Below are 25,283 nucleotides of genomic sequence, written 5' to 3'. Positions count from 1 at the left end.
ACGAGGAGCCCATGATCCCCTTTCCCGACATCTCGCCCGAGATCTTCACGATCCACCTGTTCGGCATGGCGCTTTCGCTGCGCTGGTATGCGCTGGCCTATCTGGTCGGGCTGCTGATCGGCTGGCGCATCATCGTCGCGCTGATGCGGCGCCCGCGGCTTTGGGGCGCCGATGCGCCGATGCGTCCCGAGCGGGTCGAGGAATTGCTGACCTGGGTGATCGCCGGCGTGGTGCTGGGCGGGCGGCTGGGCTTCGTGCTGTTCTACGAGCCGGCCTATTACCTGGCCAATCCGGGGCAGATCCCGGTGATCTGGCAGGGCGGCATGTCCTTTCACGGCGGCTTCCTGGGCGTGGTGCTGGCCTCCTGGTGGTATTGCCGCCGCCACGGCATTCCGGCGCTGCGGCTGGCCGATGCGCTGTCGGTGGCGACGCCGATCGGGCTGGGTCTTGGCCGGATGGCGAATTTCATCAATGCCGAACTGTGGGGCCGGCCGACCGATGCGCCCTGGGGCGTGATCTTTCCTGGCGAGGCGGCGCAGAACTGCCCCGGCATCGCCGGCCCCTGCGCCCGTCATCCCAGCCAGCTTTACGAGGCGGGGCTGGAGGGCGTGCTGCTGGCCGGTGCGCTGTTCCTGCTGGTCCGCGCCGGGGGCCTGCGCCGTCCGGGGCAGGCGCTGGGGATATTCCTGATCGGCTACGGCCTGTCGCGTTTCGTCGTCGAGTTCTTCCGCCAGGCCGATGCGCAGTTCATCACGCCCGACAATCCGCTGGGCCATGTGCTGGGCGGGCCGGCCTGGGGCGTGACCATGGGCCAGCTTCTGTCGCTGCCGATGGTGCTGGTCGGGCTGGCCTTCCTGATTCGCGCGCGCATGCGGCCGGCCGTGCCGCAGACGGCCGCATGACGCCGCTGGCCCGCCTGATCGCCACGCGCATCCGGCTGTCGGGGCCGATGGCTCTGGACGAATACATGCGGCTGTGCCTGCTGCATCCCGAGCATGGCTATTACGCGACCCGCGACCCCTTCGGCACGGCGGGCGACTTCACCACCGCGCCCGAGATCAGCCAGATGTTCGGCGAGATGATCGGGCTGGCGCTGGGGCAGGCGTGGCTGGACCAGGGCCGGCCCGCGCCCTTTACCCTGGCCGAGATCGGGCCGGGGCGCGGCACGCTGATGGCCGACATCCTGCGCGCCATCCGCATCGTGCCCGGCATGGCCGAGGCGGCGCGGGTCGCGCTGGTCGAAGCATCGCCGCATCTGCGCCGGGTCCAGCGCGACAGGCTGGGCGAGATCGTGCATCTGGACGATGTATCGCAACTGCCGCAGGCGCCGCTGCTCCTGGTCGCCAACGAGTTCTTCGACGCCCTGCCGATTCGCCAGTTCCAGCGCGGCGCGCAGGGCTGGGCCGAGCGCGTGGTGGCGCTGGATGCGCAGGGCGGACTGGAGATGGGGCTGCTGCCCATCCCCGGCGATGCTTCGCTGCCCCTCGCGCCCGAGGGGGTGATCCGCGAAACCTGCCCCGAGGCCGCGCCGATCGTCGCGCAGGTCGCCGGGCGCATCGCGGCGCATGGCGGTTGCGCCATCGTCGTCGACTATGGCGGTTGGGACGGGCAGGGCGACACCTTCCAGGCCCTGCGCCGCCACCGGCCCGAGGATGTGCTGGCCAACCCCGGCGAGGCCGACCTGACCGCGCATGTCGATTTCGCGCCCCTGGCTGCGGCGGGGCGGGCGGCCGGGGTTCGCGCCTCGCGCATGGTCGCGCAGGGCGACTGGCTGCTGCGGCTGGGGATCGAGAGCCGCGCGCAGCAACTGGCCCGGGCGGGCGACGAGGGGGCGATGGCCGCGCTTCATCGCTTGACCGCGCCCGGCGAAATGGGTCACCTGTTCAAGGTGCTGGCCTTCTGGGCTCGCCATGCGCCCGTGCCTGCCGGATTCGAGCCCCTGGACGACGATGCAGACGACGCTTGAGATCCTGACCCATCCATTGCTCGCCTCGGTGCGGCACGGCTTCTTCACCCGGCGCGGCGGCGCCTCCTCGGGGCTGTTTTCGGGGTTGAACTGCGGCTACGGCTCCAGCGACCAGGCCGAGATCGTCAGCATCAACCGCACCCGCGTCGCCGAGGCGATGGGCGTGCCGCCCGCCGGCCTTGCCACGGTGCATCAGGTGCATTCCGCCGAGATTGCCGTGCTGCGCGCGGGCGACGATCCCGCCGGTCTTGCGGGGATTCGCGCCGACGGCATCGTCACCGACCAGCCCGGCGTGGCGCTGGCGGTGCTGACCGCCGATTGCCAGCCGATCCTGCTGGCCGATCCCGAGGCAGGGGTGATCGGCGCCGTCCATGCCGGTTGGCGCGGCGCGCTTTCGGGCGTGATCGAGGCGGCGGTGGGCGCGATGAACGACCTGGGCGCTTCGCGGATTCGCGCGGTGATCGGCCCCACGATCAGTCAGCGCGCCTATGAGGTCGGCGAGGATTTCATGGACGAATTCCTGGTCGAGGAACCGGGCTATCACCGTTTCTTCGCCGGCGGGCCGAACGGGCGGCCGATGTTCGACCTGCCCTCGTTCGGCCTGATGCGGCTGCGCGAGGCCGGGGTCGAGGCGGAATGGACGCGGCATTGCACCTATTCCGACCCGGACCGCTTTTTCTCCTATCGCCGCAGCACGCATCAGAACCAGGCGGATTACGGACGGCTGATCTCGGCGATTGCGTTGTAGGTCGGGGGGATGGCGCGCGGGCTACGGCATTCGATGCCGGGGCGGGCGGCTGCGGGATGTCTGGCCGGTTTCCGTGATGCGGGACGAAGCTGTCAGTCACCCAGATATTGCGATGAAGATACCGCGTTGCGGATCGAAAACGGCGACATTCCCGCTGTGGTCAGACGAGATCATTGGCTGTGCGGCTTTGGTATAGTGCCAGGGGTCAGGCGAACCACTCGCTTTGCGGATTTCCGCATCCCAACATTCGCCAGCATTGTTTAGGGCTCGCAGTTCAACCGCTGTTTCGTTCACCCGATCAGACAATTGAGTCACGCTCCATGGCTCAAAGCCGTTAGCCAATTCGGGCGGTTTTATGCTGGGCGAGGCACGATAGATGGCAACCACGCATACAAAAGACTGCGCTTCGCTGGCCAAGAGAGACAAAGGTTTCGCGTTTCCTTTGGCCACAAATCGGTAAGCAATGTCCTCCTCTACGCACCCAGACAACACGGCGAGCGCGATAAGTGACAGGAGCTTCAAGTGGGCCTCCAAGACATAGCCGCTGTCGGCAGAGTATGCGTATCATGACCGTCGGCTAAGAACTCAAAAGCCCCCGCCGTCACCGCATCCCCTCACCCCAGCGCCGCCGCGCGTTCCTCGACCACCTCGAAGGGCACGCCCGGCTCGTCCTTGGCGCAGCGGATCACCAGCGAGGTCTTGACCGAAGCCACGTTCGGCGCCGCCGTCAGCTTCTCGGTCAGGAAGCGCTGGAAGCTGGTCAGGTCGGGCGAGACGCATTTCAGGATGAAGTCGATCTCGCCGTTCAGCATGTGGCATTCGCGCACCAGCGGCCATTCGCAGGCCAGGGCTTCAAAGGCCGACAGGTCGCGCTCGGACTGGCTGACCAGCCGGACCATGGCAAAGACCTGCACCTCGAATCCCAGTTCGCGCGCGTCGATATCGGCATGGTAGCCGCGGATATAGCCCATCTCCTCCAGCGCGCGGACGCGGCGCAGGCAGGGCGGGGCCGAAATGCCGACGCGGCGGGCCAGCTCGACATTGGTCATGCGGCCGTCGGCCTGCAACTCCGCCAGAATTTTGCGGTCGATTTCGTCAAGTCTGGCGGCAGTCATCGGATCCCCTGATTTGCCTTGCGGGCAAAAAACATGCCGGAAACTATCCCGCGAGCCCGGATTGCGCAACATTCTTTCCGCTGCTGCGCGAAAGGGGGTTCATGGATTGCATGCCGGGCCGGCGGTGATTAGCTAAGGCTGCGCCAAGCGAAAGGTTCCCTGCCATGTCCCATGCCCCTGCCGAGATTGCCGCCGACACCAGCCTGCCCGCCCATAGCCGCGTGCTGATCGTGGGCTCGGGTCCGGCCGGCTATACCGCCGCGGTCTATGCCGCGCGCGCGATGCTGTCGCCGGTGCTGATCCAGGGCATGCAGCCGGGCGGCCAGCTGACCATCACCACCGAGGTCGAGAACTGGCCCGGCGAGACCGAGATCCAGGGTCCCGACCTGATGGTCAGGATGGAGGCGCATGCCCGCGCCATGGGCGCGCGCATCTTTGTCGATACGGTGACGCGGCTGGACCTGGGCCGGCGGCCCTTCGTGGCCGAGCTTGATTCGGGGGCGCGCATCACGGCGGATGCGGTGATCCTGGCCACCGGCGCCCAGGCGCGCTGGCTGGGTCTGTCCAGTGAAGAGAAGTTCAAGGGCTTCGGCGTCTCGGCCTGCGCGACCTGCGACGGCTTCTTCTATCGCGGCCGCGAGGTCGTGGTGGTGGGTGGCGGCAATACCGCGGTCGAGGAGGCGCTGTTTTTGACCAATTTCGCCAGCAAGGTGACGCTGATCCATCGTCGCGACAGCCTGCGGGCCGAAAAGATCCTGCAAGAGCGGCTGTTTCGCAATCCCAAGGTCTCGGTGCTCTGGGATCACGAGCTGGTCGAGGTGCAGGGCGAACAGCAGCCGCCGGGCGTCACCGGCGTGCGCGTACGCCATGTCCGGCAGGGGACCGAGCAGGTGGTGCCGGCGGACGGCGTCTTCATCGCCATCGGCCATGCGCCGGCCTCGGAACTGGTCAAGGACCAGCTGGAGCTGCATCACGGCGGCTATGTCAAGGTCGAGCCCGGCACGACGCGGACCTCGATCCCCGGCGTCTTTGCGGCGGGCGACCTGACCGACCACATCTATCGCCAGGCGGTGACCAGCGCCGGCATGGGCTGCATGGCGGCGCTGGATGCCGAACGCTTCCTGGCCGAGCACGACATGGCCGGCGAGCCGAACCCGCATGCGGCCGAGATCCCCGCCTGATGGCCGGGGTTCTGTCTGCTTGCCGCCGATGAACCTGCCGCATCACCAGCCGATCCGTGCGCTTCTTGTCAGCCCCGAGGCCGGGCAGAAGCTGCGGGCCGAGGCCGGGCGCATGGCCGCCTGGGATCTGACGGCCCGGCAGATGGCCGACCTGGAATTGCTGACGGGCGGTGGGTTCCTGCCGCTGCGCGGCTTTCTGACCCAGGCGGATTACGATTCGGTGCTGGCCGGGATGCGCCTGACCACGGGTGCGCTCTGGCCCATGCCGGTGGTGCTGGAGGTCGGCGCGGATTTCGCGGCTCAGGTCGATCCGGGCGAGGATATCGCCCTGCGCGGCCCCGATGGCGCGGTCATGGCCATCCTGTCGGTTACCGACAAATGGAGCCCGGACAGGGCGCGCGAGGCTGAGCTCCTGTTCGGCAGCGCCGATCCCGCCCATCCGGGCGTGACCTTGCAGCGCGCGGCCGGGCCGATCTGCCTGGGCGGGCCGGTCAAGGGGCTGCCAGGTGCGGGCGATACCCGGCGCGGGCCGAACGGCTGGCGCGCGCATTTCCGCGCGCAGGGCTGCGAACGGGTGCTGGCCTGCGATCCTGCGGATGCGGCTGCCGGGGGGCGGCTGGCCGGCGAGCTTGGCGCCGAATTGCTGGCGGTCGGGGCCGAGCCGCGCCATGCGGGCGGGCGCGAGACGCTGTGGCAGGCGCTGATCCGCCGCAACCATGGCGCGACGCATCTGCTGCTGCCCGCCGATCCGGCTGCACCGGCGCTGCTGCGGCAATACCGGGACGAGATCGGGCTGGAACTGGTCGATGGTGAAGGGCGATCCATTCCTTGAGCGGGGCCGCCGGGCGCCTTGACGGTGCGCTTCGGCATTTTCTCAGCCCGGATCGGGGAACTGGTATCGGACGGGCGCGAGCCCGGCCTTGCGCTGCGAAAGCGACAACCGGACCCCGGCCACATGCCCCGCCGCCGCTTTTCCGGGCGGCGGCGCCTTTCGGGTCAGTGCACGCTGACCGGGGTCAGTTCATTCTGACGGGCCAGCATGAAGGCCAGGCTGCGGTCCTTGACCAGCGCCAGCCGCTCTCCGTCCGCGCCATGCACGGCGTAAAGCGCCTCGGCATCCGGCACCTGGCGGCGCACCTCGTCGGGCAGGCTGTCCATGGCGACGCGGCGGATATAGACGATGTTGCCCGCGTTTTCCGGGCCGAAATCGAATTTCTCGTTCATTTGCGATCCCCTTTCATTTGCGGCTGATCGGTATGGTCTGCACGATGCTGTCGGGCACGGAGCGGCTCAGGTCGATGTTCAGAAGCCCGTTTTCCAGACCTGCCGACACCACCTCGACCCCGTCCGCCAGCACGAAGCTGCGCTGGAAGGCGCGGGACGCGATGCCCCGGTGCAGAAAGACGCGGCCCTCCTCGGCATCCGACTGGCGGCCGCGAATCACCAGCTGGCGGTCTTCCAGCGTGATGGACAGGTCGTCGTCGGAAAAACCCGCCACGGCCAGCGTGATGCGGAAGCCGTTCGGCCCCTGGTGTTCGATATTGTAGGGCGGATAGCCCTCGGCGCCCTTGGCGGCCCGTTCGGCCAGGCGCTCCAACTGGTCGAACCCCAGCAGGAACGGATGAGTGGCCAGACTGATCTTGGTCATGTTCCCAAGCCCTTTGCATCAAAGCGACTGTCGGCCGGACCCCGGAATGGCGATCCGGCAAGACCAATATGTGAACGGATGCCGCCGGAAACAAGGGCTTGCCGCGTCGCAGCGGCGCGGCCTCAGGGTCGCAGGCCGCATGCGGCCATGGCCGTCCGGATCGCCCGGCCCGATCCGGCCAGCGGCAGGCTGCCCCGGCCGCGGTCGTCCGAAAGCTCGACCCGGCTGCCGCCGAGCAACCCGGCCAGCAGCGCCGAGCCGCGCGCCGCCTGGGTCGCGCGCATGCCGCCGCTTGTGGCAAAGGGCTGCGCCACCCGCTTGCCGTCGATGCGCAGCGCCAGCGAGCCGGGCGAGCCGGCCATGCCCTCGACGGCGATCAGCCCCTCGCTGCCGCGCTGGCACATGTAGCTCAGCGCCAGCCGCCCGGATTGCACCCTGGCGTAATGCGTCCTGCCGCCGTCGACCGCGCCGGTGGTCCAGGCGGCGCCCTGCCGCGGCGGCTGGGCGGGCTGCTGGCGTTGGGGCGCCGGGCCGGTCCCCTCGCATTGCTCGGCGACGCAGGCATGGTATCGCGGGTTCGAGGCCGGGCCGAAGTGATAAAGGCATTGGTTGACGCAAAGCTGCATCTGCTCGCCCGCCCCCTGCGCATGGGCGGGGACAAGCGGCAGCGACAGTGCAAGCGCAAGGGCCGAGGCTTTGACGGCGGCTGTGCGGGGCATCGGCTTCTCCTGCATGGGATCCAGGTCCAAGCTTTGGGGCGTATGGCGCCGCCAGGCAAGCGTTTTCTCGGAACGCGGCCTCGCGTTAACGCTTTTCCGCAAAACCATTAACAACGTCAGGGGGCTGCGCTATAACCGGAACGATCCAGCCCGAGGCCCGAGATGAACGCCCAACACGAGATGTCCCACGAAGAGATCGCCCGTGCCAAGCTCGAGGTGCTGCGGCGCGAGCATCGGGATCTCGACGAGGCGATCGCCGCGCTTTCCGAGCAGAGCCTGACCCATTCGCTGACCCTGCAACGGCTCAAGAAGCAAAAGCTTGCGCTCAAGGACCGCATCTCCCGGCTCGAGGACGAGTTGACCCCCGACATCATCGCCTGATTGCATGATCCAGCCCGGCGCTGTAGGGCGGGGCGCAAAAGGGGGTCGAGCCATGGAAAAAGCCACCGGAAAACCCGTCGGGATCATCATGGGCAGCCAGTCCGACTGGCCGACCATGCGCGAGGCCGCGGCCATCCTGGACGAGCTGCGCATCGGTTACGAGGCGCGGATCGTTTCCGCCCATCGCACGCCGGACCGGCTGTGGGACTATGGCAAGACGGCGGTGGCGCGGGGGCTGAAGGTCATCATCGCCGGTGCCGGCGGCGCCGCGCATCTGCCGGGCATGATGGCCAGCAAGACCCGGGTGCCGGTGATCGGCGTGCCGGTGCAGACCAAGGCGCTGTCGGGCGTTGATTCGCTTTATTCCATCCTGCAGATGCCCAAGGGCTATCCGGTCGCCACCATGGCCATCGGCGCGGCGGGTGCCGCCAATGCCGGGCTGATGGCGGCGGGGATCCTGGCGATCTCGGACCCCGAACTGGCCGCGCGGCTGGACGCCTGGCGGCAGGCGCTCAGCGATTCCATCCCCGAGGAGCCGAAGGATGAGTGAACTGGAACCCGGCGCCACCATCGGCATCCTGGGCGGCGGGCAGCTGGGGCGCATGCTCTCGGTCGCGGCCAGCCGGCTGGGTTATCGCTGCCATGTCTATGAGCCGGGCGCGGCGCCGGCGGGCGACGTGGCGCATCGGCTGACCACCGCGCCCTATGAGGACCAGGCGGCGCTGCGCGCCTTCGCCGAATCGGTCGATGTCATCACCTATGAGTTCGAGAACGTGCCGACGGCGGCGCTGGACTTGCTGGAATCGATCCGTCCGATCCGTCCGAACCGCCGCGCGCTGGCCGTGTCGCAGGACCGGCTGAGCGAAAAGGATTTCCTGACCGGCATCGGCCTGCGCACCGCGCCCTATCGCAATGTCGAGACTGAATCCGACCTGCCCGGGGCACTGGCGGCGCTGGGGGCGCCCTCGATCCTCAAGACCCGGCGGCTGGGCTATGACGGCAAGGGACAGATCCGCTTTTCCGATGCCGGGCAGCGGGACTGGACCGGTGCGCCATCTGTGCTGGAGGGGTTCGTCGAGTTCTCGGCCGAGATCAGCGTCATCGTCGCGCGCGGCGCGGATGGGCAGGTCGCGGCCTATGATCCGGGCCTGAACGTTCATCGCGAGGGCATCCTGCGCACCACCACGGTGCCCTGCGGGCTGACGGCGGGCCTGCTGACCGATGCGGTGCTGATCGCCGCGCGTATCGTCAATGCGCTGGACTATATCGGCGTCATGGGGGTCGAGCTGTTCGTGACCCGCGACGGGCTGGTGGTGAACGAGATCGCGCCGCGCGTCCACAATTCCGGCCATTGGACGCAGGCGGGCTGCGCCGTGGACCAGTTCGAGCAGCATATCCGCGCCGTGGCCGGCCTGCCCCTGGGCGACGGCCAGCGCTACGCCGATGTCGAGATGGAGAACCTGATCGGCGACGACGTGCTGCGCCTGCCGGAATTGCTGAAGCAGTCGCGCTGCCAGGTCCATCTTTACGGCAAGGGCGAGGCACGCCCCGGCCGCAAGATGGGCCATGTCAACCGGGTGCTGTAAAGGCGCCCGCCACGCGGTCGAACTCTTCGCGCGAGCCGGGGATGCCCAGGCGAATCCAGCGCGGATGCCAGGGAAAGATGCGGCTCCAGATGCCGGCGCGGGCCAGCAACTCATGCGCGGCCTGCGCGTCGGGCGTATCGTAGAGGCGGAACAGATGCGTGCCGCCGACCAGCGGCCAATGCAGGGTGACGATCTGGTCCAGATGCAGCGCCGCCTCGGAGAGCCAGACCACCGTGTCGTCGATCCATTGCGCGTCGGCCAGTGCCTGCGTGCCGATCTCCAGCGCCGGGCCGCCGACCGCCCAGGGGCCTGCGCGCTCGGCCAGCCGGGCCAGCAGCCCCGGGGCGGCGATGGCAAAGCCCAGCCGCAGCCCGGCCAGTCCCCAGAACTTGCCAAAGCTGCGCAGCACGGTGACGTTCTCTGGCCGCGTGCCGGCCATCGACAGGTCGGGACGCGGATCGGTAAAGCTTTCGTCCACGACGAGATGCCCCACCGTGGCGGCGAGGGCGGCGACCCGTGCGGGCGTGAACTCGCGCCCGTCCGGGTTGTTCGGGTTCACGATCACCGCCAGATCGGCGCCGGCCAGCGCGGTGGGATCGGCAGGCTCGGCCACCTCCCAGCCGGCAGCGCGCAGGCTGGCGGCATGTTCGTTATAGGTCGGCGACAGCACCGCCGCGCGCCGCCCCCCGATCACATGCGGCAGAAGCTGGATCGCCGCCGAGGCGCCCGCCAGCGGCAGGACCTGATCCTGCGGACAGCCGAATCGGGCTGCGGCAACGGCGCTGAGCCGGGCGGTGTCCGCGGCCGTCGGCAGCGCGGTCAGGGCATGGGCTGAAAGCGGCCCGGCCTGCCAGGGCCGGCGGTTGATTCCCGTGGACAGGTCGATCCAGTCCGCCCGCCCGAAGAGGCCGGCCGCCTTGTCGATGTCGCCGCCGTGGTCGCGCATGCCAAAGTCCTCCTTGCGCGTCCTTGAACCTGCACGGAAGCCGGCGGTCAAGCGGCGGAGGTTGGCTGTCGCGATCCGGTAACGGAATTTTCGCTTTACACCCTCGTGGAACCGGCACACGATATGTTGTAGGCACATCCCGGGGGCTACGCCGGGTGTAGTCTGGGCCACCAAGGGTTGGGGTTTTGACCTTGCCCCGCTCTCAGACAGGCAGGGGGACAGGATATGGCACAGCTGGACTTCATCCATAGCGATGACATCCATCCCATCGATATCGTGGAAACCGTCGCGACGCATCACGAATGGGATTTCGACCGACTGGCCGAGGACCAGATCGCGATGGCGGTCGAGGGCCAATGGCGCACCTATTCGATCACGCTGGCCTGGTCGCAGCGCGACGAGGTGCTGCGGCTGATCTGCACCTTCGACATGGACCCTCCGGCCGAGACGCTGCCGGCGCTCTACGAGGTCCTGAACCTTGCCAACGACCAGGTCTGGGACGGCGGCTTCACCTTCTGGGCGCCGCAGAAGCTGATGGTCTGGCGCTACGGCCTGGTGCTGTCGGGCGAAGCCATCGCCAGCCCGGAGCAGATCGACCAGATGATCGGCAATGCCATCCTGGCCTGCGAACGGTTCTATCCCTGTTTCCAACTGGCCTGCTGGGGCGATGCCACGCCCGAGGCGGCCATGGACATCGCCATGTCCGAGGCCTACGGTCGCGCCTGAATTCCCGCCTTCGCGCGGGCCAAGGCAGGGGGCAGGGCATGGATTTTTCGGTTCTGAATGCGCGCGGGCTGGTGCTGGTCGGTTGTGGGCGGATGGGCGGCGCGCTTCTGGACGGCTGGCTGAAGAACGGGCTGGCTGCGGGGGCGGTGCATGTGATCGACCCGCATCCCCGGGCGGAACTGTCGGATATGGGTATTTGGGTAAACGGAAAGCTGCCCGAGGATCCCGCCGTGCTGGTGATCGCCGTCAAGCCGCAGATGATGGCGGATGTGCTGCCCCGGCTTTCGGTCGGGGCGGGAACGCTGGTGGTCTCGGTCGCGGCGGGGGTGACGCTTGGCGCCTATGAGGCGGCCTTTCCGGCCGCGCCCATCGTGCGGGCCATGCCGAACACGCCGGCCGCCATCGGCCAGGGCATCACCGCCATCGTCGGCAATGCCAGGGCCGGCGATGCCGAGATGGCGCTGGCAGAGGCGCTGCTGTCCTCCGTCGGCCGCGTCGTGCGGCTGGAGGGCGAGGCGCAGATGGATGCGGTGACGGCGCTTTCCGGTTCGGGTCCGGCCTATGTCTTTCACATGATCGAGGCCATGGCGGCGGCGGGCGAGGCCGAGGGGCTGCCTGCGGCCTTGGCGCTGGAACTGGCGCGGGCGACCGTTGCCGGGGCGGGCGCGCTGGCCGTGCATGAAGACGAGGATCCCGCAAAGCTGCGCGAGGCCGTGACCTCGCCCGGCGGCACCACGGCTGCGGGCCTGAAGGAGCTGATGGACCCCGGGACCGGCCTGCCGTCCCTGATGCGCCGCACCATCGCGGCAGCCGCCGCGCGGGGACGGGAGTTGGGAAAATGAGCGATCCCATCGCCTGGGCGGATTTCGAGAAGGTCGAGATCCGCGTCGGCCGCATCACCCGTGCCGAGCCCTTTCCCGAGGCGCGGCGCCCGGCCTTCAAGCTGTGGCTGGATTTCGGGCCCGGGATCGGCGAGCGGAAAAGCTCGGCCCAGATCACCCGGCATTATGCGCCGGACGGGCTGGTCGGCCGGCAGGTGCTGGCGGTGGTGAACTTCCCGCCGCGCCAGATCGGCCCCTTCATGTCCGAGGTTCTGGTTCTGGGCCTGCCGGACGAAGATGGCGAGGTCGTGCTGATCGGCCCCGACCGCGAGGTGCCCGTCGGGGGGAGGATGTATTGATGAAGCTTCTGGTGACGCGCCGCATGACGCAGGCGGCGGAACATGCGCTGTCGGCCCGGTTCGAGACCGAGATCCTGGATCGCAAGGACGGGCTCGGCGTCGATGAGGCGGCGAAGGCGCTGGCCGATTACGACGCGATCATGCCGACGCTGGGCGACCGCTTTACCGCCGAGGCGTTCCAGGGCCAGCCGCGCTGCAGGCTGCTGGCCAATTTCGGCGCCGGCTACAACCACATCGACGTGGCCGCCGCCGCAGCGGCCGGCATCGCCGTGACCAATACGCCCGATGCCGTGACCGAGGCCACCGCCGACATCGCCCTGACCCTGATCCTGATGACCGCGCGCCGGGCGGGCGAGGGTGAGCGGCTGTTGCGCCGCGGCGAATGGACCGGCTGGGAGCCGACGCAACTGCTGGGCCGCCATGTCACCGGCTGCACGGTCGGCATCATCGGCATGGGCCGCATCGGCAAGGCCATTGCACGGCGCTGCCATTTCGGCTTCGGCATGGAGGTGCTGTTCCACAACCGCTCGGTGGTCTCGTCTCTGGACTTCCCGGCCCGGCAGGTGGCCGACCTGGACGAGTTGCTGGTTCAGTCGGATTTCGCCATCATCGCCGTTCCTGGCGGGGCCGAGACCCGGCACATGATCGGCGCGCATGAACTGGAGCGGCTGGGGCCGCGCTCCTACCTCATCAACATCGCCCGCGGTGACGTGGTCGAGGAGGCGGCGCTGGCCGAGGCGCTGGCCCAAGGCCGTATCGCCGGGGCGGGGCTGGATGTCTATGAGTTCGAGCCGAGGGTGTCGCCTGCGCTCTGCGCCATGGAGAACGTGACGCTGCTGCCGCATCTGGGCACTGCCGCCGAAGAGGTGCGCACCGCCATGGCGATGCGGGCGATGAACAATCTCGTCGCCTTTGCCGAGGGGCAGGCGCTGCCCGACCGGGTGAACTGATGGCGCCGCGCGACCGTGCGATGGCGTTGATCCGCGCCGGCATCGCTGCAGCCGATCCGGGGGCGGCGGTGGTGCGCGGCATGGGCGAAGTGCTGGCCGATCCGCCGGGGCCGGGCGGGCGCTGGCTGGTGATCGCGCTGGGCAAGGCCGCCCGGGCGATGGCCGGGGCGGCGCTGGAGGCGCTGCCGGGGGCCGAGGCACTGGTGGTGACCAATGCCGGCAACGACGCGGCGCTGGCGGGTGCGCGGGTCATGCGTGCCGGCCATCCGCAACCCGACGCGGATGGCGCGGCAGCCGCCGAGGCGGTGATCGCCATGCTCTCGGCCAGCGGGCCGCAGGACCGGGTGCTGGCGCTGATCTCGGGCGGCGGCTCGGCGATGCTGCCGGCGCCGGCCGAGGGCATGACGCTGGCCGACAAGCAGGCGGTGAACCGGCTGCTTCTGGCCTCGGGGGCGGATATTGCGCAGGTGAACCTGATCCGCCAGGGCCTGTCGCGGCTCAAGGGCGGCGGCTGGCTGCGGCTGTCGCGGGCGCCGCTGACGGCGTTGATCCTGTCGGACGTGCCGGGGGACGACCTGCGGGTCATCGCTTCGGGGCCGACGGTGGCGCCGGTCGGCACGCGCGCGCAGGCTGCCGATCTGGCGCAATCGCTGGGCATCTGGGAGCGGATGCCCGAGGCGGCGCGGGCAGCGCTGCTTCGCCCCGAGGATCGCCGCGCCTTGCCGCGGGCCAGGAACATCCTCGTCGGCTCGAACGCGCTTTCGGTCGCGGCCATGGTCGAGGCGGGGGCCGATCCCGCGCCGATCCCGCTTGAGGGCGACGTGCAGGATTGCGCGCGGGCGATCTGGGCGCTGGCGTCGGGGTTGCGGTCCGGCCAGGCGCTGGCCTTTGGCGGCGAGACGACGGTGAAGCTGGTCGGCGACGGCATGGGCGGGCGCAACCAGGAACTCGCCTTGCGCCTGGCGCTGCTGGCCGAGGCGCAGCCGGTGGATTTCGACTGGGCTTTTGCCTCGGTCGGCAGCGACGGGCGCGACGGCCCGGGCGAGGCGGCGGGCGGGCTGGTCGGTCCCGGCACGCCGGCGGCGATCCGGGCGGGCGGCATCGATCCCGCAGCGGCGCTGGCCAGGAACGATTCGACTCCGGCGCTGGCGGCCGGCGATGCGCTGGTGGTGACCGGCGCCACCGGCACCAATGTCGCCGACCTGGCGGTGCTGGTCCGCGCCTGAAGATCGGTAGCCATATCGCGGGCTGCGTGCAAGGCAGCCCTGCGCCCACCCGCCTTGCCCGCCCTCCGGGCAGCGCCTAAGACCGAAAGGCACGAGCCGCAGGAAGGGGAAGCCCATGAGATCCACCCTCAGCTACATGACCTGGCCCTTCATCGTCACCGGCGCGGGCCTGGCGCTCGCCGCGTTTCTGGGCTGGGAATATCACGGCACCGGCTCGGGGGCGCTGGCCTTCTTCCTGATCGCCGGCATCCTCGCGGTGCTGGAAATCTCGCTTTCCTTCGACAACGCCATCGTCAATGCCAACAAGCTCAAGCAGATGACCCCGAAATGGCAGCGCCGCTTCCTGACCTGGGGCATCCTGATCGCGGTCTTCGGCATGCGGGTGATCTTTCCGCTGCTGGTGGTGGTCATCGCCGCGCATCTGGCGCCATGGGAGGCCATTCGCCTGGCCGCCACCCAGCCGCAGGAATATTCCCGCATCATCCACGAGGCGCACCTGCCCATCGCGGCCTTCGGCGGCTCGTTCCTGATGCTGGTGGCGCTGAACTACTTCTTCGACGAGGCCAAGGACGTCGACTGGATCAAGGGCGTCGAGGCCGCGCTGCGCAAGCTGGGCGAGATTCGCGGCATGGAGGTCGGCTTCGTGCTGGTCTGCATGCTGGTGATCGTCGGCCAATTGCCGGCGGAAAAGGAGCATGCCTTCATCATCGCCGCGATCTGGGGGGTGATTACCTATCTGCTGGTGGACATGCTTGGCCATGTGCTCGACCGTTGGGGCGGCGCACCGCAGCCCGCCGACATGGCGCGCGGCGGCTTCGGCGCCTTCCTCTATCTCGAGGTGCTGGACGCGTCCTTCAGCTTCGACGGGGTGATCGGCGCCTTCGCGCTGACGCAGAACCTGTTCCTGATCGCCATCGGCCTGGGCATCGGCGCGATGTATGTGCGCTCGATGACGGTGATGCTGGTCGAGCGCGGCACGCTTGCCGCCTTCCGCTATCTGGAGCACGGCGCCTTCTGGTCGATCTTCGTGCTGTCGATCCTGATGTTCGTCCAGACCCTGCGGCCGATCCCCGAGGTGGTCACCGGCCTTCTGGGTGCCTGCTTCATCGGCATGGCCTTTCTCAGTTCGCTGGCCTGGCGTCGCCGCCACCCGCACGGCTGATCCAACCGCAGCCGGTCGGGCGCGGCGAGTCCTGTCTTCTCTGTTCCCCAAATACTCATGCAACCGCGCCTCCGGGCACGGCCGTATGAGTATTTGGGGAACAGAGAAGCCGGAGGGTGGCCCACCGGGCGAGGCCGTGCTGGCTGCATCGTCCGGTGAGTAATTTGGGAAACGGTGAAGGCGCCGGTCTTCAGGCGCTGCCGCCAAGCGGCCGCGTCGCGCGATGGAGCCAGTCGCGCACCTGGCCTTCGACCAGGGGCGAGATTTCCTCCCACACCCGCGCATGATAGGCGTCGAGCCATTCGACCTCGGCCGGTGCCAGCAGGCCCGGCTCGATCAGCCTGCGGTCGATCGGGGCCAGCGTCAGCGTGCCGAAGCCCAGCATCTCGCGCCCGTCCGGGCTGCCCTTTTCCTCGACCACGATCAGGTTCTCGATGCGGATGCCGAATGCGCCCTCGCGGTAATAGCCCGGCTCGTTCGACAGGATCATCCCGGGCTGCAAGGGAATGTCCGAAATGCGCGAGATCCTGACCGGCCCCTCGTGCACCGACAGCCCGGCGCCGACGCCGTGCCCGGTGCCGTGGTCGTAATCCATGCCCTCGGACCACAGCGGTGCCCGCGCCAATGCGTCGATATGGCAGCCGGCGACGCCTTTTGGGAACTGCACCTGCGAGATGGCGATCATGCCCTGAAGCACACGCGTATAGGGCCGGCGCACGGCCGGATCGACCGGGCCCATCGGCAGGGTGCGGGTGATGTCGGTGGTGCCGTTGGCGTATTGCCCGCCGGAATCGACCAGCAGGACATGGCCGGGCAGGATGCGCAGGTCGCTCGCCCGGTCGACATGGTAATGCGGGATCGCGGCATGCGGGCCGGTGGCCGAAATGGTGTCGAAGCTGATGTCGAGGATGCCGCGCGCCACGCGCAACGCCTCCAGCTTTTGCGCCACGTCGATCTCGGTCAGCGGCTCGGCGTCGAGATGCGGCGCACGGGCGTCCAGCCAGCACAGCAGTTCCGTCACCGCGGCGCCGTCTTGCAGATGGGCGGCGCGCATGCCGGCGATCTCGGCGGCGTTCTTGCATGCCTTGGGCAGAATCACCGGGTCCGGCGCCTCGGCGATGGGGGTCTTCATGCTTTCGATTAGCGAAAACACCCGGTCCGGCGCGCTGGCAGGGTCGACCCGGACCGGGCCGGCGAGATTGGTCAGCGCCGGGGTCAGCGCATCCAGCGGCAGCACCGAGACCTCGTTGCCAAGCGCGGCCCGGACCTCGGGGCCGAACTTGGCAGGGTTGGTGAAGACGGCGACATGGCCGTTTTCCTCGATGACGGCAAAGCTTTGCACCACCGGGTTCTTCGGCACGTCGGCGCCGCGGATGTTCAGAAGCCACGAGACCGAATCGGGCAGGGTCAGCACCGCCGCCTGCTGCCCGGCCTCGCGCAGCGCGCGGGCGATGCGGGTGCGCTTGTCGGCCGCCGTTTCGCCGGCGGTCTCGTCGGGCCAGAGCAGCACCGCGCCCACCGGCGCATCCGGCTGGTCGGTCCAGATCGCATCGACAGGGTTCGACTCGAGCGCGATCAGCGCGATGCCCGCGCCGGCCAGCCCCTTTTCCATCTCGCGGATCTCGCGCCGCGTGTGCAGCCAGGGGTCGTAGCCGATGCGCCCGCCTTCGGGCAGGGCTTCGCGCAGCCATTCGGCGGGCTTGGTTTCCGGCCAGGGCACCGGGGTGAAATGCGCCGGGTCCACCTCGGCCTTGACCTGCACGCGATAGCGGCCGTCGATGAACACTCCGGCGCGGTCCGGCGTCACGATGCAGAAGCCGGCGCTGCCGGTGAATCCGGTCAGCCAGGCCAGCCGCGCATCGCGGGCGGCGACATATTCCCCCTGATGCGCATCGGCGCGCGGCACCAGGACGCCGTCGAGCTCGCGCGCCGCCAGTTCGCGCCGCAGTGCGGCCAGCCGGGGCGGATGCGCTGCGGGGTCGGAATGGCTGTCGTAATTCTGGAACATGCTTGCCTCTGGATCTTGTTCTGGGTGTCAGGCGCGGGTCAGCGCCTCGCGTGCGCCGGGCAGGGTGCGGGCCAGCCCGTCGGCCACCGCCTCGGCGCTGCGGCGGTGGTGGAACGCGGCGGCGACGCGGGCGCGGGATGCCTGCGCCAGCCGCTGCGCCTCCTGGGGGTCGGCGTGAAGGCGGGCGATCTCGTCCGCCATGATCTCGGGCCGCTCGGGCGGCACCAGGATCGCGTCGCGGCCCGAGGTGATCAATTCGTGATTGCCGCCGACATCGGTGACGACCACCGGCATCTCCATCGCCATCGCCTCCATGATCGCGACCGCGATGCCCTCGTTCAGGCTGGCCAGGGCAAAGACATGCGCGCGCTCCAGCCCCTCGCGCACCCGTTCCTCGCTGACCGCGCCCAAGAGGGTGACGACATCGCCCAAGCCTTTTTCGGCGATCAGTGCGTCGAGCTGGCGGCGATAGCCCGAGCCGCCCTGCTCGTCCTCTCCGGCGATCTCCAGCCGGGCGTCGATGCCGCGGGCGCGCAGGATTTCGATCGTTCGGACCAGGTGGTCATGGCCCTTGACCGCGTTCAGCCGGCCGCAAGCGAAGATGCGCAGCGGCTCGCCGGGGGCAGGGGGCTGCCACGGGGCCTGGCGCCGGATCTGGTCGAGATCCACGCCCATCGGCGCCACGTTGATCACGGCGGGGCGGTCGGCGCCGATCTCGCGCTCGGCCACCCCCGCCAGCAATTGCGAGATGATGGTGGCGAAACGCGCATGGCGCCATTTCTGCCGCTGGTTCGGGCCGTAGCCCTCCAGCGTCGGCCCGTGCAGGGTCAGGCTGTAGCTCGGCCCGCCCAGCCGCTCGGCGAACATGGCGATATTGGCGCTGTCGGCACAGCTGTGGACATGGACATGACCCCAGCCCTGCTGGCGGGCGATGCGCTTGAGCCGCGCGCCCATGGCCAGCAGCGCCAGCATCCGCAGCCGCCCCTTGAGCCCTTGCGCTTCGGCGGTCAGCACCGCACCCAGCCCACGAGTCCAGCCGGCCGGCCCCGAGCGCAGGAATTCCGCGACGATGCCCAGGCCCCCGCTGCCCAGCGGTATCAGGTAGCGGGTCCGGGCCTGCGCCTCGGCGGCCCAGCTGTGCGAGGCGATGGCGCGCGGCGGCGGGCGGGTCGAGATCAGCTCGGCCTCGATCCCCAGTTCCGCCAGCGCCTGTCGTTCGCGCCACAGGAAGATATGGGTCTGGCCCGGAAATTCGGGAATGAAAAAACCGATCTTCAACACGTCGAAGCCCCTTGGCCTGCGAGGCGGAAAGCGGCCCCGGTCCGGCGAAATTGGTCGCATGGGACGCGGGGCAGATCAAGCAGCCCGAAAGAACAGGTTCAGCCCGCCCGGCGCTGGTTCATGGCGCGGGCGCGCTTTCTGGGATCGGCTTCGAACAGCGCGGCAAGCTGCTCGGTGATGGCGCCGGCAAGCTGCTCGGCATCGGTGATCGTCACCGCGCGCTCGTAATAGCGGGTCACGTCATGGCCGATGCCGATGGCCAGCAGTTCGACCTGCTTCTTGCGCTCGATCATCGCGATCACGTCGCGCAGGTGCTTCTCCAGGAAATTCGCCGGGTTCACCGAAAGCGTGCTGTCATCCACGGGCGCCCCGTCCGAGATCACCATCAGGATCCGCCGCGCCTCGGGTCGCCGCGCCAGCCGCCGATGCGCCCATTCCAGCGCCTCGCCGTCGATGTTTTCCTTGAGCAGCCCCTCTTTCATCATCAGGCCCAGGTTCGGGCGCACCCGCCGCCAGGGCGCATCGGCGGCCTTGTAGATGATATGGCGCAGGTCATTGAGCCGCCCCGGCTGCGCCGGCCGGCCGGCGGCCAGCCATTTCTCGCGGCTCTGTCCGCCCTTCCAGGCGCGGGTGGTAAAGCCCAGGATCTCGACCTTGACCTGGCTGCGTTCCAGCGTGCGGGCCAGCACGTCGGCGCAGATCGCGGCGATGGAGATCGGCCGGCCGCGCATCGAGCCGGAATTATCCAGAAGCAGCGTGACCACCGTGTCGCGGAATTCGGTGTCCTTCTCGACCTTGAAGGAAAGCGGCGTCGTCGGGTTCGCCACCACGCGGGCCAGGCGCCCGGCATCCAGAACGCCCTCTTCCTTGTCGAATTCCCAGCTGCGGTTCTGCTGCGCCTGCAGGCGCCGTTGCAGCTTGTTCGCCAGCCGCGAGACGGCGCCGCGCAAGGGTTCCAGCTGCTTGTCCAGATAGGCGCGCAGCCGCTCCAGCTCCGCGGGGTCTGCCAGGTCCTCGGCGCGGATCTCCTCGTCGAATTCCTGGGTATAGACGCGGTATTCCGGGCTTGCCTCGCTGACCTGCGGCGGCAGGTCGGGGGGCGTCTCGGCCTCGGACATCTCGGCCTCGTCCACCAGCTCCTCGTCGGACTGGTCGTCCATGCTGACCTGGGCCTGGCGTTCGTCCTGCGTCTGGTCTTGCGTGCGCTCGGGGCTGGCCTCGGCGTCTTCGTCCTGGTTCTGGTCGCGGGACTGGTTGTCGCCGGCCTCTTCGTCCTGCTCGGCGTTCTCGTCGGCCTCGTCTTCCTGCGGCTCGTCGGGGTCCTCGCCCAACTGGTCGCCATAGCCCAGGTCGGCGATCACCTTGCGGGCGAGCCGGGCGAAGGCGGCCTGGTCGGCCAGCACCTCGCCCACATGATCGAGATCGGCGCCGGCCTGTTCCTCGATGAACGGGCGCCACAGGTCCGCGACATGCTGCGCGGCCGAGGGCAGGGCGCGGCCCGTCGCCGCCTGCCGCACGATATAGCCCGCCGCCACCGCCAGCGGCGCGTCGGCCGGGGCCTTGATCTGGCCGTAGCCCTTGCGCTCGGCCTCCTGTCCCAGCTTGGCGTCGATGTTCGACAGCGCCCCGGGCATGTCGCGGGCCCCCAGCGCCTCGCAGCGCGCGGTCTCCATCGCCTCGTAGAGGTCGCGCGCCATCGGGCCAGCGGGGGCGTATTTCGCATGGGTTCCGGCGTCGTGGTGGCGCAGCTTCATCGCCAGGGCATCGGCGGTGCCGCGCGCCAGCAGCACCTCGTCGCGGGTCATGCGGCGGCTGACCTGCGGCAGGCGCATGGTATCGCCCGCCACGCCCGAGGGATCGGCGGAGAAGGTCACGTTCAGCTCGTGATCCTCGGCCAGCGCGCGCGTGGCCTCGGTCAGGGCCTTCTTGAACGGATCGGCGGGGTTGTCGGATTTTTTCATGGGCTGTTCCAGAAATCGCCTTTGTCCGCCATTGCGCTACATCCGCAGCCAAAGGCCGAGAAACGAGCGTAGCGAGGTTGCTCTTCCGTCATTCGTAAAACCTCAGCAGCGGTGCGCAGAAGGTTTTGTCTTGTGCGTAGATTGTCGCCGTGGGTTGGGGTTGGTGAATTTCGAAGCCACCGAACGCGTCAAGATAGGCTTTCGTAAAGCTGGTCTCCTTCATCGGCGAGGCCAGCGGGAAACTCTTGACCGTATCGACCTCCAGAGCCCAACGAACGGAATCCCCGCGCTTTTCGTCGCGCCCGGTCACCGGATTGCTGCGCAGAACCATCCCGACCGCAATTGTAGCTTGCACGAAGTCCCGGCAACGAGTCTGCACATAGGCTGCGTCGTCAGCTTTCGGGTCGGCCGAGAGGGGTATCAGCGTTGCAGCCTTATCCTCGTTCGGCATGTCTGCGGTCAGGGCCGCGGCCATCGCCGGCAGAGCAATGGCCATTGCGCAAATGCTGACCGCCCCCCGCATCACCCCGCCTTGACCGCCGCGCTTTCCGGCAGTTCCTCGTCGAACAGGCGCTGATAGAATTCGGCCACGGTCTGCCGTTCCAACTCGTCGCATTTGTTCAGGAAGGTCAGCCGGAACGCATAGCCCACGTTGTCGCCGAAGATGCGGGCGTTCTGCGCCCAGGCGATCACCGTGCGCGGACTCATCACCGTCGACAGGTCGCCCTGCATGAAGGCGGTCCGCGTCAGGTCGGCCAGCGTCACCATCTGGTTGATGATCTTGCGGCCCTTCTCGGTGTTGTAGGTCGGGTTCTTGGCCAGCACGATGGCAGCCTCGGCGTCGTGGCTCAGGTAGTTCAGCGTCGAGACCAGCGACCAGCGGTCCATCTGGCCCTGGTTGATCTGCTGCGTGCCGTGGTAAAGGCCGGTCGTGTCGCCCAGGCCCACCGTGTTCGCGGTGGCGAACAGGCGGAAATAGGGGTTCGGCGTGATGACCTCGTTCTGGTCCAGAAGCGTCAGCTTGCCGTCCGCCTCCAGCACGCGCTGGATCACGAACATCACGTCGGCGCGGCCGGCGTCGTATTCGTCGAAGACGATGGCGGTCGGGTTGCGCAGCGCCCAGGGCAGGATGCCCTCGTGGAACACCGTGACCTGCTTGCCGTCCACCAGCTTGATCGCGTCCTTGCCGATCAGGTCGATGCGCGAGACGTGGCTGTCCAGGTTCACCCGCACGCAGGGCCAGTTCAGCCGTGCCGCCACCTGCTCGATATGCGTCGATTTCCCGGTGCCGTGATAGCCCTGGATCATCACCCGGCGGTTATAGGCAAAGCCCGCCAGGATCGCCAATGTGGTGTCGGGGTCGAACTTGTAGGTCGAATCGATGTCGGGCACGCGGTCCGAGCGTTCGGCAAAGCCCTTGACCTTCATGTCGCTGTCTAGACCAAAGACCTCGCGCAGGTCGATCTCTTCGGTCGGTTTCGCGTTCTGATCCAGCATGGGCGGCCCTTTCGATTGTCCCATGCTTGATGAATGATTCCCCGCGCGGGTGCAAGCCGGGCCGGGGCGCGGAACCATTGCCGCGGCTGCGAATTGCGCAAGCATGGGGCGCCCCGTAAGGTGGCGCGTCGGAACCTTGGGGACGGGAAACGGGCATGAGCGGATTGCTGGCGCTGCTGGACGACGTGGCGGGGATCGCCAAGATCGCGGCGGCTTCGGTCGACGATGTGGCGGGGCAGGCGGCCAAGGCGGGCGCCAAGGCCGCCGGCGCGGTGATCGACGACGCGGCGGTGACGCCGAAATACGTCCACGGCTTTTCCGCCGCGCGCGAGGTGCCGATCGTGATGAAGATCGCGCGCGGCTCGCTTTACAACAAGCTGGTGATCCTGCTGCCCGTCGCGCTGATCCTGTCGGCCTTTGCACCCTGGGCGATCACGCCCCTGCTGATGCTTGGCGGGTCCTACCTGTGCTTCGAGGGGGCCGAGAAGCTCGTGCACGCGCTCAGCCACCACAAGGTGAACGAGCCGCATCTGAAGGTCACCGAGGAAGGCGCCGCCGGGCTGGAAGAGGAACGGGTGCGCGGCGCGATCAAGACCGATTTCATCCTCTCGGCCGAGATCATGACCATCGCCCTGGCCACGATCCCGAACGGCGACGCGATCTGGATGAAGGCGCTGATCCTGGCCGTGGTGGCGGTGGGCATCACCGTCGCGGTCTACGGCTTCGTCGCGCTGATCGTGAAGGCCGACGATTTCGGCCTGCACCTGCACGAACGCGGCGGACCCCTGGCGTGGCTGGGGCGCGGCATCGTGCATGTCATGCCGGGTTTCATGAAGGCGCTGACCGTCGTCGGCACCGCGGCGATGATCTGGGTCGGCGGCCAGATCGTCATCCACGGGCTGCACGAGCTGGGCCAGCACCAGCCCTATGAATGGATACATGGCGTGGCCGAAGCGGCGGCCCATGCCTTGCCCGCCGCGCCGGGGCTTGCGGCCTGGGTCACCACCGCCTTCTTCGACGGCATCTTCGGGGTGATCTGGGGCATGATCCTGATCCCGGTCGCGCATTACGCCGTCACCCCCGCCATCGAGGCGGTCAAGGGCGCGCTGGGCGCAAGGGCCTGAGCCCGGCTTGCCCTTGCACCGGCGCCGGGACTATCAACTGCCGTGACAGCAGCAGGAGGTCCCCCATGCCGATTCCCGCCCCGGCGCTCGACGCGCTTGCCGCGCTTCTGGGCGCGCGCCTTTCCACCAGCGGCGCCGACCGCGAGCTGCACGCCCAGTCCGAGACCTTTCACCGCGCGCCGCCGCCCGATGCCGTGGCCTGGCCCGTCTCGACCGACGAGGTCTCGCGCATTGCCGCCATCTGCCACGCGCATCGCGTGCCGATGATCGGCTGGGGCACCGGCACCTCGCTGGAGGGGCAGGCGCTGGCGCCGCAGGGCGGGCTGGTGATCGACCTGACGAAGATGGACCGCGTGCTGGAGATCCGGGCCGAGGACATGCAGGTCAGCGTCCAGCCCGGCTGCACGCGCGAGGCGCTGAATACCGAATTGCGCGCGACCGGGCTGTTCTTCCCGGTCGATCCCGGCGCCAATGCGTCGCTGGGCGGCATGGCGGCGACGCGCGCCTCGGGGACCACGGCCGTCCGCTACGGCACCATGCGCGACAACGTGTTGGCGCTGGAGGTGGTGCTGGCCGACGGGCAGGTGATCCGCACCGGCACGCGGGCGGCGAAATCCAGCGCCGGCTATGATCTGACGGCGCTGTTCGTCGGCTCCGAGGGCACGCTGGGCATCATCACCGAACTGACGCTGCGCCTGCACGGCCAGCCCGAGGAGGTCGCCTCGGCCGTCTGCGGCTTTCCGACGCTGGAGCAGGCGGTGGAATGCGTCACCGCGACGATCCAGTCGGGCATCCCCATGGCACGGATCGAGTTCATCGACGCCGATGTGGTGCGCGCCTTCAACCATGCCTCGGGCACGCAGATGCACGAGGGCCCGCACCTGATGGTCGAGTTCCACGGCGCGCCCGCCTCGGTCAAGGGCGATGCCGAAAGCTTCGGCGCGCTGGCGGGCGAGTTCGGCGGCACCGGCTTCGACTGGGCAACCACGCCCGAGGCGCGTGCGGCGCTGTGGAAGATGCGGCACAACGCCTATCGCTCGTGCCTGGCCCTGCGGCCGGGGGCGACGGCGGTGGTGACGGATGTCTGCGTGCCGATGTCGCACCTGCCCGCCGCAGTGGCCGCGGCGGCCGAGGACATCCGCACCGAGGGCCTGCTGGGCCCCATCGTCGGCCATGTCGGCGACGGCAACTTCCACGCCCAGATCCTGGTGATGCCCGGCGACGAGGCCGAGCTTGCCGCCGCCAAGCGCGTGGCGCTGCGCATGGCGGAGCGTGCGATCGCGGTGGGCGGCACCATTACCGGCGAGCATGGCGTGGGCATCGGCAAGAAGCCCCTGATGCCCGCCCAGCACGGTGCGGCCATCGGCGTGATGGCGGCGGTCAAGCGGGCGCTGGACCCCGAGGGCGTGCTGAACCCCGGCAAGCTGGTGCCCGAGGCGGACTGAAGCAGCGGCGGAAATGGCGATGATATGGCTTTCGCCATCGCCAATCGGAAATGAAAAATGAAACGGGTTTCAGCCCTTTTTCAGAACACGGGAAAGGTCGCAGCAATTCTGGCCATGCTGGTTCTGCTGTCTCCGGTCAACGCGCAGCCACGCGATCAGATCGGCTTGCCCAGCGACCTTGATGTAGCCCGGTTCGGAAAAACATCCGCGGGCCGCGATTATGCCCTGCTTCCTTATAGCCGGACCTTCAAGGGAAACGGCGAGACGTTCGAGCTGACATATCTTGCGCTGGCAAGCATGGATGACGGGCAGTTGTTCATCACACCTCTCAGCGACGATACGCTCATGCCCGAGTTGATCGAGCTTTACCCGGACCTTGCCGAAATTGCGGTTCCTGGCGAAATCACGGCTCGATGATCCGCCGGGCATGGGG

The 25,283-nt window shown here is 68.6% G+C and carries 28 protein-coding genes; 17 read left to right on the top strand and 11 right to left on the bottom strand.

What is annotated here, in order from left to right; genetic code table 11:
* Positions 1-11 precede the first annotated feature (11 nt).
* From lgt to pgeF, 3 genes are read left to right on the top strand one after another with little or no spacing between them, the layout of a single operon-like run.
* Complete coding sequence (gene lgt, locus BLT64_RS05240) at positions 12-902, top strand: prolipoprotein diacylglyceryl transferase (protein ID WP_011748500.1); 891 nt, start codon at positions 12-14, stop codon at positions 900-902.
* A complete protein-coding gene (locus BLT64_RS05235) occupies positions 899-1,966 on the top strand; it encodes a class I SAM-dependent methyltransferase (RefSeq protein WP_011748499.1) in 1,068 nt (355 codons plus the stop codon). The genes lgt and BLT64_RS05235 overlap by 4 nt, the downstream gene beginning before the upstream one ends.
* Positions 1,950-2,714 carry a peptidoglycan editing factor PgeF gene (gene pgeF / locus BLT64_RS05230; protein WP_011748498.1) on the top strand — a complete coding sequence of 255 codons (765 nt, stop codon included), beginning with the start codon at positions 1,950-1,952 and terminating at the stop codon, positions 2,712-2,714. The genes BLT64_RS05235 and pgeF overlap by 17 nt, the downstream gene beginning before the upstream one ends.
* Before the next feature lie 96 nt (positions 2,715-2,810).
* On the opposite strand, the gene BLT64_RS26240 is transcribed toward pgeF, so the two are convergent.
* Together BLT64_RS26240 and BLT64_RS05225 are read right to left on the bottom strand one after the other, a co-directional pair.
* A complete protein-coding gene (locus BLT64_RS26240; protein ID WP_128492949.1) occupies positions 2,811-3,236 on the bottom strand; it encodes a hypothetical protein in 426 nt (141 codons plus the stop codon).
* A gap of 92 nt (positions 3,237-3,328) precedes the next feature.
* The gene (locus BLT64_RS05225) at positions 3,329-3,829 is read right to left on the bottom strand and encodes an Lrp/AsnC family transcriptional regulator (protein ID WP_011748496.1); all 501 of its coding nucleotides are present in this window, start codon (positions 3,827-3,829) and stop codon (positions 3,329-3,331) included.
* A 164-nt stretch (positions 3,830-3,993) separates the two neighbouring features.
* On the opposite strand from BLT64_RS05225, the gene trxB reads away from it, so the two are divergent.
* Together trxB and BLT64_RS05215 are read left to right on the top strand one after the other, a co-directional pair.
* Positions 3,994-5,010: a thioredoxin-disulfide reductase gene (gene trxB, locus BLT64_RS05220; RefSeq protein WP_011748495.1), complete on the top strand. Its 1,017-nt coding sequence runs from the start codon at positions 3,994-3,996 to the stop codon at positions 5,008-5,010.
* Between the two features lie 28 nt (positions 5,011-5,038).
* A complete protein-coding gene (locus tag BLT64_RS05215; RefSeq protein WP_041529946.1) occupies positions 5,039-5,842 on the top strand; it encodes a bifunctional sulfate adenylyltransferase/adenylylsulfate kinase in 804 nt (267 codons plus the stop codon).
* Between the two features lie 164 nt (positions 5,843-6,006).
* On the opposite strand, the gene BLT64_RS05210 is transcribed toward BLT64_RS05215, so the two are convergent.
* The 3 genes from BLT64_RS05210 to BLT64_RS05200 all read right to left on the bottom strand — a co-directional run bounded on the left by BLT64_RS05210 (position 6,007) and on the right by BLT64_RS05200 (position 7,377).
* Positions 6,007-6,234, bottom strand: coding sequence for a DUF1150 family protein (locus tag BLT64_RS05210; RefSeq protein ID WP_011748493.1), 228 nt, complete (start codon positions 6,232-6,234; stop codon positions 6,007-6,009).
* A gap of 13 nt (positions 6,235-6,247) precedes the next feature.
* A complete protein-coding gene (locus BLT64_RS05205) occupies positions 6,248-6,658 on the bottom strand; it encodes an Hsp20 family protein (RefSeq protein ID WP_011748492.1) in 411 nt (136 codons plus the stop codon).
* Between the two features lie 122 nt (positions 6,659-6,780).
* Positions 6,781-7,377, bottom strand: a complete 597-nt coding sequence (locus BLT64_RS05200; RefSeq protein WP_011748491.1) for a DUF1176 domain-containing protein — start codon at positions 7,375-7,377, stop codon at positions 6,781-6,783.
* A 162-nt stretch (positions 7,378-7,539) separates the two neighbouring features.
* Between BLT64_RS05200 and BLT64_RS05195 the strand changes: the two genes are divergently transcribed.
* From BLT64_RS05195 to BLT64_RS05185, 3 genes are read left to right on the top strand one after another with little or no spacing between them, the layout of a single operon-like run.
* Entirely contained in the window at positions 7,540-7,758 is a 219-nt protein-coding gene (locus BLT64_RS05195; protein WP_011748490.1) for a YdcH family protein, read from the top strand.
* Between the two features lie 52 nt (positions 7,759-7,810).
* The gene (gene purE / locus BLT64_RS05190; protein WP_011748489.1) at positions 7,811-8,308 is read left to right on the top strand and encodes a 5-(carboxyamino)imidazole ribonucleotide mutase; all 498 of its coding nucleotides are present in this window, start codon (positions 7,811-7,813) and stop codon (positions 8,306-8,308) included.
* Positions 8,301-9,344: a 5-(carboxyamino)imidazole ribonucleotide synthase gene (locus tag BLT64_RS05185; protein WP_011748488.1), complete on the top strand. Its 1,044-nt coding sequence runs from the start codon at positions 8,301-8,303 to the stop codon at positions 9,342-9,344. The genes purE and BLT64_RS05185 overlap by 8 nt, the downstream gene beginning before the upstream one ends.
* Here BLT64_RS05185 and cobD read toward each other — a convergent pair.
* Positions 9,328-10,290, bottom strand: coding sequence for a threonine-phosphate decarboxylase CobD (cobD, locus tag BLT64_RS05180; RefSeq protein ID WP_011748487.1), 963 nt, complete (start codon positions 10,288-10,290; stop codon positions 9,328-9,330). The two genes, BLT64_RS05185 and cobD, sit on opposite strands and share 17 nt — an antisense overlap.
* Positions 10,291-10,515: 225 nt before the next feature.
* On the opposite strand from cobD, the gene BLT64_RS05175 reads away from it, so the two are divergent.
* From BLT64_RS05175 to BLT64_RS05150, 6 genes are all read left to right on the top strand, one after another.
* Positions 10,516-11,016 carry a type III secretion system chaperone family protein gene (locus tag BLT64_RS05175; RefSeq protein ID WP_011748486.1) on the top strand — a complete coding sequence of 167 codons (501 nt, stop codon included), beginning with the start codon at positions 10,516-10,518 and terminating at the stop codon, positions 11,014-11,016.
* A gap of 38 nt (positions 11,017-11,054) precedes the next feature.
* Entirely contained in the window at positions 11,055-11,858 is an 804-nt protein-coding gene (proC, locus tag BLT64_RS05170; RefSeq protein ID WP_011748485.1) for a pyrroline-5-carboxylate reductase, read from the top strand.
* On the top strand, positions 11,855-12,196 hold the full coding sequence (locus BLT64_RS05165) for a tRNA-binding protein (protein ID WP_011748484.1): 342 nt from the start codon (positions 11,855-11,857) through the stop codon (positions 12,194-12,196). The genes proC and BLT64_RS05165 overlap by 4 nt, the downstream gene beginning before the upstream one ends.
* Positions 12,196-13,146 (top strand): 2-hydroxyacid dehydrogenase, encoded by a 951-nt coding sequence (locus BLT64_RS05160; protein ID WP_011748483.1) that lies wholly within the window; start codon positions 12,196-12,198, stop codon positions 13,144-13,146. Before BLT64_RS05165 ends, BLT64_RS05160 begins: the two co-directional genes overlap by 1 nt.
* Positions 13,146-14,372, top strand: a complete 1,227-nt coding sequence (locus BLT64_RS05155) for a glycerate kinase type-2 family protein (RefSeq protein ID WP_011748482.1) — start codon at positions 13,146-13,148, stop codon at positions 14,370-14,372. The genes BLT64_RS05160 and BLT64_RS05155 overlap by 1 nt, the downstream gene beginning before the upstream one ends.
* 115 nt (positions 14,373-14,487) lie before the next feature.
* The gene (locus BLT64_RS05150; protein ID WP_011748481.1) at positions 14,488-15,534 is read left to right on the top strand and encodes a DUF475 domain-containing protein; all 1,047 of its coding nucleotides are present in this window, start codon (positions 14,488-14,490) and stop codon (positions 15,532-15,534) included.
* A gap of 190 nt (positions 15,535-15,724) precedes the next feature.
* On the opposite strand, the gene BLT64_RS05145 is transcribed toward BLT64_RS05150, so the two are convergent.
* The 5 genes from BLT64_RS05145 to cobS form a co-directional block, all read right to left on the bottom strand.
* Complete coding sequence (locus BLT64_RS05145) at positions 15,725-17,542, bottom strand: aminopeptidase P family protein (RefSeq protein WP_011748480.1); 1,818 nt, start codon at positions 17,540-17,542, stop codon at positions 15,725-15,727.
* Between the two features lie 27 nt (positions 17,543-17,569).
* Positions 17,570-18,823, bottom strand: coding sequence for an exopolysaccharide biosynthesis GT4 family glycosyltransferase EpsE (epsE, locus tag BLT64_RS05140; RefSeq protein ID WP_041529944.1), 1,254 nt, complete (start codon positions 18,821-18,823; stop codon positions 17,570-17,572).
* A gap of 98 nt (positions 18,824-18,921) precedes the next feature.
* Positions 18,922-20,784, bottom strand: coding sequence for a cobaltochelatase subunit CobT (cobT, locus tag BLT64_RS05135; RefSeq protein ID WP_011748478.1), 1,863 nt, complete (start codon positions 20,782-20,784; stop codon positions 18,922-18,924).
* Positions 20,785-20,872: 88 nt separating this feature from the next.
* On the bottom strand, positions 20,873-21,280 hold the full coding sequence (locus tag BLT64_RS05130; RefSeq protein ID WP_232290457.1) for a hypothetical protein: 408 nt from the start codon (positions 21,278-21,280) through the stop codon (positions 20,873-20,875).
* Positions 21,281-21,306: 26 nt separating this feature from the next.
* Entirely contained in the window at positions 21,307-22,281 is a 975-nt protein-coding gene (cobS, locus tag BLT64_RS05125; RefSeq protein WP_011748476.1) for a cobaltochelatase subunit CobS, read from the bottom strand.
* A 155-nt stretch (positions 22,282-22,436) separates the two neighbouring features.
* On the opposite strand from cobS, the gene BLT64_RS05120 reads away from it, so the two are divergent.
* The 3 genes from BLT64_RS05120 (at position 22,437) to BLT64_RS05110 (ending at position 25,267) form a co-directional block, all read left to right on the top strand.
* A complete protein-coding gene (locus BLT64_RS05120) occupies positions 22,437-23,405 on the top strand; it encodes a DUF808 domain-containing protein (RefSeq protein WP_011748475.1) in 969 nt (322 codons plus the stop codon).
* A gap of 65 nt (positions 23,406-23,470) precedes the next feature.
* Positions 23,471-24,850: an FAD-binding oxidoreductase gene (locus BLT64_RS05115; protein WP_011748474.1), complete on the top strand. Its 1,380-nt coding sequence runs from the start codon at positions 23,471-23,473 to the stop codon at positions 24,848-24,850.
* A gap of 57 nt (positions 24,851-24,907) precedes the next feature.
* Entirely contained in the window at positions 24,908-25,267 is a 360-nt protein-coding gene (locus tag BLT64_RS05110) for a hypothetical protein (RefSeq protein ID WP_128492948.1), read from the top strand.
* Positions 25,268-25,283 lie beyond the last annotated feature (16 nt).

This window comes from Paracoccus denitrificans (assembly GCF_900100045.1).
Classification (GTDB): domain Bacteria; phylum Pseudomonadota; class Alphaproteobacteria; order Rhodobacterales; family Rhodobacteraceae; genus Paracoccus; species Paracoccus denitrificans.
Note: the sequence above shows the minus strand (reverse complement) of the source record. Positions and strands in the feature narration are given on the sequence as shown.